The 13,242-nt window shown below is 51.0% G+C and carries 13 protein-coding genes; all 13 read right to left on the bottom strand.

Annotated features, from left to right (window positions below; translation table 11 throughout):
- Positions 1–28 precede the first annotated feature (28 nt).
- On the bottom strand, positions 29–883 hold the full coding sequence (panC, locus tag SK34_RS18785; RefSeq protein ID WP_003018638.1) for a pantoate--beta-alanine ligase: 855 nt from the start codon (positions 881–883) through the stop codon (positions 29–31).
- 121 nt (positions 884–1,004) lie between these two features.
- On the bottom strand, positions 1,005–1,796 hold the full coding sequence (gene panB, locus SK34_RS18780) for a 3-methyl-2-oxobutanoate hydroxymethyltransferase (protein WP_032937574.1): 792 nt from the start codon (positions 1,794–1,796) through the stop codon (positions 1,005–1,007).
- Positions 1,797–1,911: 115 nt separating this feature from the next.
- The gene (locus SK34_RS24575; protein WP_159359419.1) at positions 1,912–3,189 is read right to left on the bottom strand and encodes a fimbrial protein; all 1,278 of its coding nucleotides are present in this window, start codon (positions 3,187–3,189) and stop codon (positions 1,912–1,914) included.
- A gap of 34 nt (positions 3,190–3,223) precedes the next feature.
- Positions 3,224–3,775, bottom strand: coding sequence for a fimbrial-like protein (locus SK34_RS18770; RefSeq protein WP_048233892.1), 552 nt, complete (start codon positions 3,773–3,775; stop codon positions 3,224–3,226).
- 44 nt (positions 3,776–3,819) lie between these two features.
- Positions 3,820–4,410, bottom strand: coding sequence for a fimbrial protein (locus SK34_RS18765; protein WP_231588757.1), 591 nt, complete (start codon positions 4,408–4,410; stop codon positions 3,820–3,822).
- Between the two features lie 16 nt (positions 4,411–4,426).
- A complete protein-coding gene (locus SK34_RS18760; protein WP_048233890.1) occupies positions 4,427–4,999 on the bottom strand; it encodes a fimbrial protein in 573 nt (190 codons plus the stop codon).
- A gap of 16 nt (positions 5,000–5,015) precedes the next feature.
- Positions 5,016–7,619 carry an outer membrane usher protein gene (locus tag SK34_RS18755; RefSeq protein WP_053064286.1) on the bottom strand — a complete coding sequence of 868 codons (2,604 nt, stop codon included), beginning with the start codon at positions 7,617–7,619 and terminating at the stop codon, positions 5,016–5,018.
- 29 nt (positions 7,620–7,648) lie between these two features.
- Entirely contained in the window at positions 7,649–8,392 is a 744-nt protein-coding gene (locus tag SK34_RS18750; protein ID WP_044712899.1) for a fimbrial chaperone, read from the bottom strand.
- Positions 8,393–8,467: 75 nt separating this feature from the next.
- Positions 8,468–9,046 carry a fimbrial protein gene (locus SK34_RS18745; protein ID WP_048233887.1) on the bottom strand — a complete coding sequence of 193 codons (579 nt, stop codon included), beginning with the start codon at positions 9,044–9,046 and terminating at the stop codon, positions 8,468–8,470.
- Positions 9,047–9,721: 675 nt separating this feature from the next.
- Positions 9,722–10,201 carry a 2-amino-4-hydroxy-6-hydroxymethyldihydropteridine diphosphokinase gene (gene folK / locus SK34_RS18740; RefSeq protein ID WP_048233886.1) on the bottom strand — a complete coding sequence of 160 codons (480 nt, stop codon included), beginning with the start codon at positions 10,199–10,201 and terminating at the stop codon, positions 9,722–9,724.
- Positions 10,198–11,595 carry a polynucleotide adenylyltransferase PcnB gene (gene pcnB / locus SK34_RS18735; protein ID WP_203237415.1) on the bottom strand — a complete coding sequence of 466 codons (1,398 nt, stop codon included), beginning with the start codon at positions 11,593–11,595 and terminating at the stop codon, positions 10,198–10,200. The genes folK and pcnB overlap by 4 nt, the downstream gene beginning before the upstream one ends.
- Before the next feature lie 71 nt (positions 11,596–11,666).
- Entirely contained in the window at positions 11,667–12,563 is an 897-nt protein-coding gene (gene gluQRS / locus SK34_RS18730; RefSeq protein ID WP_048233885.1) for a tRNA glutamyl-Q(34) synthetase GluQRS, read from the bottom strand.
- A 70-nt stretch (positions 12,564–12,633) separates the two neighbouring features.
- Positions 12,634–13,089, bottom strand: a complete 456-nt coding sequence (gene dksA, locus SK34_RS18725) for an RNA polymerase-binding protein DksA (RefSeq protein ID WP_003018625.1) — start codon at positions 13,087–13,089, stop codon at positions 12,634–12,636.
- Between the last annotated feature and the right edge of the window lie 153 nt (positions 13,090–13,242).

Below are 13,242 nucleotides of genomic sequence, written 5' to 3'. Positions count from 1 at the left end.
GCAGTATTGCCCGATTTTTAACCCCTGTCTACTGGGCTAATGTAACGCTTTGATTATCGATCAGACGCGCCTGACCCAGCCAGGCGGCAGCCAGAATCACCGCGCGTTTGCTGGTTTCCGTCAGCTCCAGCAGCGTGTCGGCATCACGAATCTGAATATCGTCGGCGCGGAAGCCTTTTTCATTCAGCTCCTGCTCGGCAATAGCAATAATCTCCTGCAACTCACGATTACCCGCAATCAGTTTTTCTGCGATGCTATTCATCACTTTGTGCAGACCCGGCGCAATTTTACGCTGTTCTGCGGTCAGATAACCGTTACGTGAGCTAAGCGCCAGGCCGTCTTTGGCGCGAATAATCGGCACGCCAACGATCTCAATGTCATAACCCATATCCGCCACCATTTTGCGGATCAGCGCCAACTGTTGGAAATCTTTCTCGCCGAAGCAGGCGAGGTCAGGCTGGATAAGGTTGAACAGCTTGCTGACGATAGTGGAAACGCCACGGAAATGGCCCGGACGGCTGGCACCTTCCAGCATGGTGGAGAGACCGGGAACCTCAACAAAAGTCTGGCCTTCCAGACCCTGTGGATAGATTTCCTCAACGGCTGGTGCAAAAACATAATCGACTTTGCGCTTGTTCAGCTTTTCACAATCTTCCTGCAGTGTGCGCGGATAACGCACCAGATCGTCCGGTCGGTCAAACTGCATCGGGTTGACGAAAATGCTGGCGATTACCACATCAGCCCGGGCTTTTGCCTCATCGACCAGCTTCATATGGCCGTCGTGCAGATTTCCCATGGTGGGAACCAGTGCGATGCGTTTACCTTCCTGACGCAGACGACGAATATGCTGGCGCAGCAGCGGCAGGGTTTCAATAATTAACACAACAAGACTCCTTAAATACGATGCCTGATGGCGCTTCGCTTATCAGGCCTACGCGTGAAGATGTAGGCCGGATAAGGCGCGTAGCGTCACCATCCGGCGTAATGGCGTGCTGGCGGATAAATTAATGGAAGCTGTGTTCTTCGCCCGGGTAAACGCCGGACTCCACTTCAGTCATATACTGCCGCACTGCGGCGCGCATGTCGCCTGCTTCATTGAGGAAATTCTTCGCAAATTTCGGGATATGACCACCGGTAATGCCAAACGCATCGTGCATGACGAGAATTTGCCCGTCCGTGACGTTACCTGCGCCAATACCGATAACCGGAATAGACAGTGCTTCAGTGACGCGCTTCGCCAACTCAACCGGCACGCACTCCAGCACCAACAGCTGAGCGCCAGCGGCTTCTAAGGCCAGCGCGTCATCCAGCAGCACTTGTCCGGCATCGCCGCGGCCCTGAATTTTATAGCCGCCAAACACGTTCACCGACTGCGGGGTTAACCCAAGATGGCCGCAAACCGGTACGGCGCGTTCGGTGAGCATTTTCACCGTATCAACCAGCCACGCGCCGCCTTCAATTTTGACCATGTTGGCGCCCGCACGCATAACCACCGCGGCGTTTTCAAACGTCTGTTCCGGTGTGGCATAAGCCATAAACGGCAGGTCGGCGAGCAGGAGACAGCCCGGAGCGCCACGGCGCACGGCACGGGTATGATAAGCGATATCTTCAACGGTAACGGGTAGGGTGGAGTCATGTCCCTGAACCGTCATGCCCAGTGAGTCGCCAACCAACATCACGTTGATGCCTTCATCGGCGAACAGTTTGGCAAAGCTGTAGTCGTAGGCGGTGATGGTGGCGAAGCGCTTTTTCTCTTGTTTGCATTTCTGCAGCAGCGAAATGGTGGTCGGTTTCATCATAACCCCTGTTGGTCATAGATTGTATGAATGTAATAGGCGCATTGTAGGGGAAGGGGGGCGGGAACGTTAGCCCTTTGTGGGCAAATCCCACAAAGGGGGGTATGAATAATTATCAGGGATAGTCGATGGTAAAGATAGCGTTGGCCTTAAAGTTACCAGAGCCGATTTTCTGATTGCTGTCGCGCTTAAGCGTGGCGAGGAAATTCAGCGTATGGGTTTGCACCTTGCCGTTTTCACTGGAGCCGTAAATATTGTCATCGTTTGTGGTGTCGCGCTGGTCGTTATACACCGAGGTGCTCTCGTTCGGAATGATGAGCGTTTCTGTGCTGTAGTTATTGGCTGCGCCGCGAATTTCCAGCCCCACGCCGGTGGCATGGTTGAGGGTGAGAATATTGCCGAGCAGGGTGGTATCGGTTGCCATGGTGGTGGATGCGAGCGTGACGTTAATATTGCGCAGCCCCTTACAGCCCGCCAGCTTGATGGAGAACGGCACGGCGGTTGCACCGTTAATAATGTCGTTTGGACTGTAGCTGCCTAAATTAACGGTGGTGCCGCTGACGCTGCTGCCGCTGGCGACCGGTTGGGTGGTACAGGTAGGTTCAGCAACCATCACGGAGCTGATATCGAAGGTCACATTATCGTAATGACTTTTAATGCCTGCGCCGGGGTTTTCGTTCCAGATACGGATGTGATAATCGCCAGTTTTTAATGGTGTAATTGTAGAGCTGCCAGGGGTATAAGTTTGATCGGTATAAAATGTAAAAGCTGCAAAAAAACCTAGCCCTGCTAATGTTTTATAATTGATCTCGCCAGTCGTATTTGTGGTCTGACAAAGCTGGTTGCTGTTGGTATCTTCAAGTGGAAGCACCTGATGCATTATGCCGTTCTGGATCGTAATGCTAGGGACACTCGAATGCACCATGCTATTGGAGCTAAACGAACGGATCGTTAATGAAAAATATAAACCGGTAATATTGGTCTTAAATATATCGACCCCGCCATAATTTCCCGCTGATATTAGCCCTGATTCTATAGATAAGGGATTGCCTGTTCCAACAGATGCTTGGGTACACCAGAGGCTATTCGTCTTATTTGATGATGAGCCATGGTTACCGTTCCAGTTGATGACAACATTAGCCGGGGTAAGAGTTGATGTTCGGCTAAAGTAAACCGTGCGGCCACTGGGGTAAGTTAATTTGCTGGTACCATCGGCTGAGGGGCCTGACATATCTGTAGTTAGGGCGTAGTTTCCTAAAACAAACGTTTGAGTGGCATTGGCGTTAACAGAAGTAAAGAGGGTTGCCGCCATGAGCGTTATTAATGCTTTGCGAATCATTATTTTCCACTTTTTGTTAATATTATAATGATATTGCTGAGACGATTTTTCCACAGTCGTTACTCCTTTTAATGGCCAATAACGCCTTTTATTCATAATAAACCGACACCAGTACGCTGGACTTTACCGGGCCGCTAACGATGGACTGGCCGGACTGTATTTTCTGCATCCGGGCGTAAAATGAATAGCGGCTGTCAGCGTAGTTGGCGGCGGTAACGTCGAAGCTGCTACGTGGCGTACCGTCGGTGTTCATCACGTTGTATACGTTGTTGGCGTCGTTAACTGAGAAAATCACCACCCCGACGTTTTTCGCACCAGTGGTGTCATCATTGGCGAAAATTTGCGTCGAGCCTGTGGCGAAGCTGCCGGACAGCGGCGAAAAAAAGACGGTTAGCTTTGAGGGAGCTTTGCCGCTGACCGGCATACACTCTTTTACGTGCACGTAGAAGGTGCTGCCGCCCTGGTAAGGGTCTTCTGCCGTCACGCCGTTGGCAAAATAGTCGATGCCCCTGGTGCCGAGGCTGACCAGCCCGTTGTTGTCGACCGAGATCTGACAACTGGTGTTGACGACGTTGGCTTTGATTTCGACGTCGGTATCGGCCTGGCTCAGGGGCACCATAAGCCATAAGCCATAAGCCATAAGCCATAAGCCGCAACGCTGCGCAATAATTTACTCATCACAATTTACTCATAAGAAATAGTGAACAGGCCCTGAGTCGAGAATGAGCCAGTGTGTAAATCGGTGATCGTACTGCCCGAGGCCAGCACGATACGGGCACTGAGGGGCCAGACGATGGTGGTGGTATCGCTGGCTTCGGCCAGATCGATAAGCTGTTGCGCCGGGCTGGCGCAACGCAGCTGTTTGCTGCCACTGGCTTCAGGGGAGGCGCCCGCCCAGATTTCCGCCGCAACACCTGCGGCGTCATCGCTGCCGTTGAGCGCGTTGCGAAACCCGTTACCACCGCCGGAGGCGCCGTCGCAGCCGGTTTTGGCTGTCAGGGTGACGGTAGCCTGTTTTTTGGCAAGCCCGACGCAGTCACTGAACACCAGTGAAAAGGGGCGCGATTTACTCTTATTAACGATCTGCGGAATATAGACGTCACCCATATCCACAACCGCATTTGCCGTGCCGCTTTCGTCGTGCAGGGTGGTCAGGCAGGTTGAGGGCGTAATGGTGGTGGAAACCGTTAACTCCAGCGAGTTTACGCCCGCGAGGGCCGGGGAAATGTTGAGGAGCACCGCCAGTGCGGTACACGGCGGTAACAGATATCGCATCAGTCCAGCCTCTCTGCTATTCATAGGTAAACGTAAAGGTTGCTTTGGCCTGAAAGTCGCCGGGCGTTGGGGTCATGGAGGAGCTGGAACGGCGGAAAAAAGCGCTCAGATCCATTCCGTCAGCGATTTGACTTTGGCTCCAGGTAATATTTTGTGCGCCGTTGAGCTTAAAGCGGCTGTTTTCGTCGCCGCCCTTCGGTTTAAAGCCCAGACCAACATTTTCCGCATTATTGCTGTTCAGCGCGTTTTGCAACATATACTCGCTGCCAGTCAGCGTGGTGCCTTGTACTGTCATCGTCAGAGAGGTGATTTCGTTGTTACACTCTTTCGGCTGCAGTTTGAAGCTGCCCTCAGTACTGGCGGTAACGTTAAGCAGCTCCGCGATACCGATATTCGGAATGGTGAGTTGATACTGTGTACCGCTGCCGCTGAGTGTTGCGTTGCTGAGGCTGGAGATGTTCATTACGCAGGTTGTCTCTTCAATTACTGCGGTGAAATCCAGACTTAAACTTTGAGTGGAAGCAAAGCCTGGCGGTGCCAGCAGCGCAATAACGAGCGTTAACGGGTTGACTACGCGGTGTGTTTTCATTCTGTATCCTCGTAATCTATTGCATTTTGCAGGGCACAGCGCTCAGGACGATGGTTTTCCCGAGCAGTTTTTCGTTGCCTGAGTCGACCTGATAGTGCAAACGACAGCGCTGCGTTTGGTTCTGCTGGATCCAGCGTACTTCGAGATCGCCACTTTCAACGATTCCGCGTACAAAAGCCTGGCTACCCTGACCTACTGTACCTAACAGGTTATTGTTCAGGTCGTAGACTTCTGCCGTGAACGGCACGGGCTGGCGATCGCTTCGTAACAGATTGATAATCGCAGATTTTCCCTGGTCAGTTTCGAACTTGCTGACGACTACCGCGCCGCGCCGCGGGATCACGGTGGCGCTAGTATTCTTCAATTCGACGTCGTTATTCAGATCATCAATGTCGAGCGAGACAATATTTTCCCGGTACGGTGTGAGTGAACTGCCGATACCGTAGCCAAAGCGGTCAATGGTGCTGTTGCCATAGTCAATGCGAGCCCCCTGCGCACCGGGCGCGTCGATCACGACCAGCGCATCGTTGTCGCCAAAGCTTTGATTACTGAAGGTTAAACCGCCGCTATGCAGCACAAAGCCGCCGTCAGTGTTTAAGGAGTACTGGCGTGAGCTATCGTTGCTGGCTGACGCCGAGGCGGCGATATTGCCGTAGCTGGAGTCGTAGCTGATGAAGGAGCTGATGGTAGAGAGGTCTTTATCCTCTTTTTCCATGTTATATGCAGTACTGACGCTATAGCTCCAGCGGTTGTCTGCGCTGTAGCCGCTGGCACTGGTGTTGAACTGGTTGCCGCCGTTGAAATCGCTGTTGATGCTGCTATTCAGAGTGCGGAAGCCGCCGCTATCGCGATCGGTGCCCAGTAGTTTATCCAACGGAATCGTTACGCTCAGGTAGACTGAATCGTCGCGTTTATTGTCTTCGTCGTAGGTGCGCTGCAGGTTTACGCTATAAGTAGCCCAGCCGATACTGTTGCTGTAGCCTGCGGAAAAACTGCTGCGTGAATCATTGGTTACCCAGTAGTCAGCCCAACTGCCAGTCAGATAGAGTGAGCCGTAGTTGATATTATCGCTTTTCAGGCTCTGGTTCAGGCTGATGGTGAACTGATTTTTCATACGCGAAAAGTTATTCATGCTGCGAGCGTTATTGCTGGTGTTGTACTCGGCATCGTCAATAATGCTCAGCGCATCGCTTAGCCCCAGATAATCCTGGGTGGAATAGCGATAGGCCGCGATGTTTAATGAAGTATCCGTAGGCACGAAAAATTTGTTCCACGATACGCGGTAGCTCTGCCCACGGTAGGTTTTGTCGTCGGGGATCTCGGCCTGCGATTGGGTTACGTCAAAAGAGACGGCGCCGAGGAGGGTGTTCATGCCCACGCCCAGCAGTCCGGCTAAATAACCATTGTCAGTGGCCTGAATGCCGCTAAAACCGGTAAAGGTGCTGTTAAAGCCGTAGTAAAACGTCCCCTGTGCGAGGCCGGGTTCATCATGCAGGCTATCGTCATTTACCTGGCCCACGCTGATATCCCAGCTGCCGACGCCAGGATGCATCATCTGCACCAGCGACGAGAAGGCCTGGCTAAAGGTATGTTTCGAGCCGTCGGCCTCGGTGATGGTGACCTCTAAGTCGGCGCCATAACCAGACGGTGACAGATCGTCAATGGCAAACGGCCCCGGTGGAACTGTGGTCTCGTAAATTTTGTAGCCGTTTTGCGTAATGGTGACTTTGGCGTTGCTTTTGGCAACACCACGGATAGTTGGCGCGTAGCTGGCAAGTTGCGGCGGCAGCATCTGTGATTCGCTGTACAGACGAACGCCGCGCAAGTTGACGGTATCGAAACTCTCACCGCTGGTGCCGGACTCGCCAATCACCAGTTGAGAGCGCAGGACGGCGATATCCCGCTGAACATAACGATTTTGAAATTCAGTTTCGCTGCTGCCGTCTTTCTGCCATGAGTAGTTGCCCTGCGCGCGAAAATGCCATGCACCAAGGTTGATGCCGCCGTTAAAGCCCGCATACACGCTATCTTCGGTACCGTAGTCATTTTCGTTTTTCCAGGCACTGAGATTGTATGACAGCATGGCTGCTGGAATACCATTGTCCCACAATGATGGGTCAACGAAATTGGCAAAACCTTTCTGTACCCACATTTGTGGGACGCCGATATCCAGACGTTGATCCCCTCCGTCATAATGCACTGTCGACAGCGGAATTGTCTTCGTCAGGTCGAGGCAGTTGTCGATGCTCTCTTCTCTTTTTTTCCACACGGCTTCTGCTGGGATCTCATCCGGTAGGCGAATGTGCAGTTGACTGAGCATTTTGGGGGTAATACAGATCCTGGTAGCGCGTTTATCTCCAGTTTCAATAAACTCAACCTTCAGTGAGTTCACCAATTCGTTATTGACGTAGGCACTGGCATCATAGATACCCTGTGAAATGATGTTACCGTCAGAATAACGGCTAAGATCGACGCTGCTCGATCCCGGTCCCATCAAAAAGGAACTGTCAAATTCCAGTTTTTCGTTTTCAGCCCATGCATCGATGCTGCCAGAAAATGCAACAAACATAACAAACCGTGCAAGGAACGTTACTTTTAATTTATTTGACGGCTGTTTCATTGACGTATCCAGAAATAAAATTACAGATATTAAATCTCCACCTTCCCATTAATAGGACCACCAAAGTCGCTGATTGCAATATAATCGATAGTGGCTTTTCCGGGACTGCCGTTTAATCCGGCTACACTAAGTTCAGATTCGCTTTTAGGGGCGATCATTGAATTTTTAATATTGTATTTCTTTCCGCCTACGATGGCGCTTATGCTGTTAAATGAGACGAAATATCCTGTGGGGTTAATGACATGCACGACGGCCTGACCATTTTTATTGCGTAATTGCCATTGCAGCTTTTTCGGTGCGTCAGAAGCTATATCAGTAAGACCTGAAGGACGATAAAACATTTTTATTCGGGTACGGAATGCCAGTTGTAAGATATTTTTATCTTTAGAGCCCGCCTCGTTGATTTTGGGTGGAACTTCCAGAACGTTAAACCAATAAATACTTTCGCGATCTTTTGGCAAAGAGATGCTATTGGTATATGTTAATTTCACCGTTTGCCCGCGACCAGGTTCGATACGTGCAACGGGAGGTGTGGCATTAAACGGAACATTGATCGTGCTGGGATCGGCATTTTGCTCACCGTCATCCAGCCAGGTTTGTACTAGCGCCGGGCTGGAGCCTTTATTTTCCAGACGAATAGTCACATCTTTTTGGGACTCTTTATAGACAATGCGCGTACCGGAAAGAACAATATCTGCCTGTGCCGGGAAAATAACCGCGAAACTCAATACGGCAGAGAATAATGAAAAGAGAGAGCGAGACGTCCTGGTCATCGTAGTTCCTTTATGGTAGTGAGTAAGAGGGAGTAATCTTTAGCCGAGAAGTTACTCCCTTAAATATTTAATTTATTACTCGTAAGTGATTGTATAAGCAGCGTTTGATTTCACGTAACCAGAAGTCACTGGCACTGCATTTGACTCTTTGACATAGGAAACGACGAAGTTAAATTTCGCGATGCCGGTTGTCATTGTTGCGGTCTGAATATCGCTAGGATCGTTGACTTTGACCTGGTCGTACGTCAGGTTTGCACCAGAGTTATCAACCTGGTGGATAGCCAGGTTAACGCCTGTTGCCGGACTGGTGATGGAGTCATCGTTGTTCAGCGTGCCGTTGTTATTGCTGAAAAAGGTAGATGCCATGCTCAGCTTTGCGCTCTTGTTTGCTGAATTAGCACCACAGTCGACGGTGATATAGAAAGGTTCCGGCTGCACACCAGGCGCTGTCGCTGAAACACCAGCTGTAATATCGGCAGAAACTGCGGTATTAAGTTGTACCTGACCATCCTGACTGCCACCGTTTACGTGTGGCGTACAAGTGTTATCACTAACCAGACCGGCAAAATTCAGCTGACCACCATCTAGTGCGGCAAATGCTGAAGACGATGCTGCAGACAGCACCAGGGATAAAGCAATTAACTTTAATTTCATGTTGAAATATCCTTGTTAAAAAATGTCATTACAGACAAATATATTTTATCCGTGTATTTAGTTATGTAAATGTTCTACGGGTGAATGTTTTTTGTGAGACATATCTGTTTTGTGAATTTTATTTCGCGTCAAGTTATTAATGTCAAATTTATTGTTTATGTGGTGATTTTAACTATATGAATTTATTGGTTAATTGTGTATTAAGATATTCTTAAATATTGTTTAGTTATTGTTTTTCTGTTTTGATGCAATTTAAATATATTTTTATTTTATTAGTTGTGTGTTGTCTATTATTTATGGTTTCGTTAGAATTTGTATATTGACAATTAAGGAAAACTAAATCGTTATTATTGTTGCCATTTTTTCTTTGTTTTTTTGAGAGGAATACATTTGGGAGATTGAATTATGTTTTTTGAATGTTGGGGGGGCTGTGTTGATTGTCAGCTATAAGTTAAAGTATAGGCGTAGTTGATTGTACATATCCTGCCTTAACTGCTGACTGTTTGACACAGGAGGATATGAAGTTAAATTTTGTGATGCCGGTTGTCATTGCCGCTTTCTGTACATCGCTGGCGTCATTGATGTTTACCAGAGCGTAGGTCGGGCTTACATCTGGCTCATCGACCTGATGGTGTGCCTTTTTATGAACAGCGTATTTCAGCAGCGTGAATAGTGTTACCAGCGGGTAGGGCAAGCCGGAAGGCGTGTCAGGTACTCTGCCAACGACTTGCCATCATCAGGAAAATGTAGTTCAGGTGCGATTTCAAATAACGGCCACAGCATAAAACCACGGTTTTTCATGTCGTAGTGCGGCACGGTCAGGCGTTCGGTGTTAATCACTTCATCGCCAAACAGCATAATATCGAGGTCCAGCGTTCGCGGTCCCCAACGTTCAGCTTTGCGCACCCGGCCCTGTTGCAGTTCAATTCGCTGGGTATGATCCAGCAACGCTTCGGGGGCGAGAGCGGTATCCAGCGCCACGGCGGCGTTCAGATAGTCGGGCTGATCCTGTGGACCCAACGGGGGGGTGCGATAAAACGAAGAAACCGCAACGATACGGCTGTCAGGGATTTCGCCGATCGCTTGCACGGCAGCATTCACCTGCTCCAGGGGAGAAGCTAAATTACTGCCGATGGCGATATAAACGACGGTCACGCGCTACCTTCGCGACGCGGCGCACGCTTACGCGGGCGGCGATGGCGACGGCGTACGTCAGGCTCTTCATCCAGTTCGTTCAGCATGCCTTTTTGTTCCGGCGGCGCGGAAACCTGGAATTCACCCCACCATTTCGCCAGTCGTTGCAGTTCAGCGTTGTGTTCTACTTCGGCACGCAGTGCTAACAGGTCGTAAGCTGCGCGGAACTTTGGATGTTCCATCAGCTTCCAGGCGCGTTTACCCTGACGACGGGACATACGTAATTGCAACTGCCAGATATCGCGGGTTAGCGAGGTCAGACGTTTCGGGATCGCCAGCGAGCGGCAGGCTTCGTCCAGCACGTCGTTCATTGCCAGCGCGAAAGCGTCGTAGTAAGCCAAACCGCTTTCTTGCGCAATTTTCTGCGCGGCTTCCAGTAACGGATACCAGAACATCGCGGCGAACAAGAACGCCGGGTTAACGCGCATATCATTGTTAATGCGGTTATCGGTATTCTTCAGCACCTGAGCGATAATGCGTTCCATCGGGCTGTCACCGTCTTCGGTGAAGTAGCGTGTAATGGTTGGGAACAGCGGCTGGAACAGGCTGTACTCACGCAGTTTTTTATAGGTTTCATACCCATAGCCCGCCTGTAACAGCTTAAGTGCTTCTTCAAACAGGCGTGCGGGAGGAATGTCGTTCAGCAGCGTTGCCAGACGTGGGATCGGCTCTGCGGTTTCCGGGCTGATACGCATGTCGAGCTTGGCGGCAAAGCGCACGGCGCGCAGCATACGCACGGGATCTTCGCGATAGCGCGTTTCCGGATTACCGATCAGGCGAATGATGCCCTCTTCGAGGTCCTGCATACCGCCGACGTAATCACGTACGGTGAAATCGGCCACGCTGTAATACAGGCTGTTTATCGTGAAATCGCGACGTTGGGCATCTTCTTCAATGGAGCCGAAGATGTTGTCGCGCAGCAACATACCGTTTTGCCCGCGTTGCGACGTGGTGCGATCGGCTTCGCTGCCTTCATGATGGCCGCGGAATGTCGCCACTTCGATAATTTCTGGGCCGAACATGACATGAGCCAGACGGAAACGGCGACCGACCAGGCGACAGTTACGAAACAGTTTGCGCACCTGATCCGGCGTTGCGTTAGTGGTGACATCAAAATCTTTCGGCTTTTTGCCCAGCAAAAGATCGCGTACACCACCGCCAACCAGCCATGCCTCGTATCCGGCCTTATTGAGCCTGTACATTACCTTCAGGGCATTTTCACTGATATCTTTGCGGGAGATAGAGTGCTGCTCACGCGGAATTACCGTCATATGTGGACGGGCGACGGCGAGCTCAGCCTCGCGCTCCTCGCGGCTTAGCACCTTGCGGCAAAAATTAGCGACTCGGGTAAAAATAGTGCACCTCGGTAGTGTCAAACTTCAATCAGAACAAGTGTTGCTGTGTAAAAATAGCGGCTAATCATAGCTCAGCGTGGCGCATTTGAGAATGCCGGATTTAAGATCGCTGATTCAGGCACTGTTGTCAGACGCCAGTTCTCAACGGCAAACGCCAGGATCTGGTCCACACGCATCTCCTGCCACGGGATATCGGCACGCTGGCCGAGAAAGCGTAGCGCGGCAATAATCACCGGGCGCGGATCGCCTTGTGGTAGCGCAGGTGCATGATTTTGTTTTGAAAGTTTAGCGCCTTGTTCGTTGAGCGCCAGCGGAAGATGAATATAGTCAGGCGCTTGCCAGCCAAACTGCTGATACAAAGAGATTTGCCGCACCGTGGGTTCGATGAGATCGGCGCCGCGAACAATCTCCGTTACGCCCTGAAAGTGGTCATCAACTACCACGGCGAGGTTATAGGCAAACAGCCCGTCGCGGCGGTGGATGATAAAATCTTCACCAGCAAGTTGCGGGTCAGCCTGAATCACACCGCGTAGCCGGTCAGTAAACTGCATCACGGGATGGCGTTGTTTAATACGGACGGCCGCCTGTTCTGGCCCGAGGCGTAACTCACGGCAGTGACCGTCGTAAATACCGCCGACGCTTTGAATACGCGCTCGCGTACAGGTGCAGTAATAGCTCAGATCCTGCTGATGCAGCCAGGTAAGCGCCTCGCGGTAGGCTTCATGGCGTTGGGATTGCCATAAAATATCGCCATCCCAGTGCAGGCCGTAATGTTCCAGCTGACGCAGGATCGTATCTGCGGCACCGGGAACTTCACGAGGGGGATCAATATCTTCAATGCGTACTCGCCAGATTCCGCGCCGGGCACGAGCCTGCAGGTAACTGCCGAGGGCGGCAATCAGTGAACCGAAGTGCAGTTCGCCGGAGGGGGAAGGGGCGAAGCGGCCAATATAGTGTGAATCGCTCATTTTACGGACTGACAAATAATAAGGCGGGAGAAACTCCCGCCTTTAGTAAACGTGGTAAAAATGACCGGAATTAACCTGCCATCTGTTTTTCGCGGATTTCTGCCAGCGTTTTGCAGTCGATACACAGATCGGCTGTCGGACGCGCTTCCAGACGGCGAATACCAATTTCTACGCCGCACGATTCGCAGTAGCCGAAATCTTCGTCTTCTACCTTCTTCAGCGTCTTCTCGATCTTTTTGATCAGTTTGCGCTCACGGTCACGGTTACGCAGCTCAAGGCTGAATTCTTCTTCCTGCGCGGCGCGGTCCACCGGATCAGGGAAGTTAGCCGCTTCGTCTTGCATATGAGATACGGTGCGATCAACTTCATCCCTAAGTTGGTTACGCCATGCCTCAAGAATACGCCTGAAGTGCGACAGCTGGGCTTCGTTCATATACTCTTCGCCCGGTTTCTCCTGGTACGGCTCCACCCCAGCGATGGCGAGAATACTCAGGGACGATGTTTTACGGTTTTGCCCTTCTTGCATGTTGCTTCTCCTTAACACGCACTATCGATCCCCATGTTCGGGGGAAAAATCAGGTCGCTATAAATAGCAGATGCTTTTCCGGATAGCAATTATCTAAACGTAACACTTGACAACCCTGTGAGGAAAAGCGTATTTGCCCACGCGCCCAGAATA

Source organism: Citrobacter sp. MGH104 (genome assembly GCF_001034485.1).
Classification (GTDB): Bacteria; Pseudomonadota; Gammaproteobacteria; order Enterobacterales; family Enterobacteriaceae; genus Citrobacter; species Citrobacter freundii.
This window is presented reverse-complemented; position numbering and strand designations above follow the sequence as displayed.

Bases quoted from the DNA above. Each gene is read 5' to 3' on its own strand.
- dksA (WP_003018625.1), bottom strand. From the start codon at position 13,089: ATGCAAGAAGGGCAAAACCGTAAAACATCGTCCCTGAGTATTCTCGCC.
- SK34_RS18745 (WP_048233887.1), bottom strand. From the start codon at position 9,046: ATGAAATTAAAGTTAATTGCTTTATCCCTGGTGCTGTCTGCAGCATCG.
- SK34_RS18760 (WP_048233890.1), bottom strand. From the start codon at position 4,999: ATGAAAACACACCGCGTAGTCAACCCGTTAACGCTCGTTATTGCGCTG.
- gluQRS (WP_048233885.1), bottom strand. From the start codon at position 12,563: ATGAGCGATTCACACTATATTGGCCGCTTCGCCCCTTCCCCCTCCGGC.
- panB (WP_032937574.1), bottom strand. From the start codon at position 1,796: ATGAAACCGACCACCATTTCGCTGCTGCAGAAATGCAAACAAGAGAAA.
- SK34_RS18765 (WP_231588757.1), bottom strand. From the start codon at position 4,410: ATGCGATATCTGTTACCGCCGTGTACCGCACTGGCGGTGCTCCTCAAC.
- SK34_RS18755 (WP_053064286.1), bottom strand. From the start codon at position 7,619: ATGAAACAGCCGTCAAATAAATTAAAAGTAACGTTCCTTGCACGGTTT.
- SK34_RS18770 (WP_048233892.1), bottom strand. From the start codon at position 3,775: ATGGCTTATGGCTTATGGCTTATGGTGCCCCTGAGCCAGGCCGATACC.
- SK34_RS18750 (WP_044712899.1), bottom strand. From the start codon at position 8,392: ATGACCAGGACGTCTCGCTCTCTCTTTTCATTATTCTCTGCCGTATTG.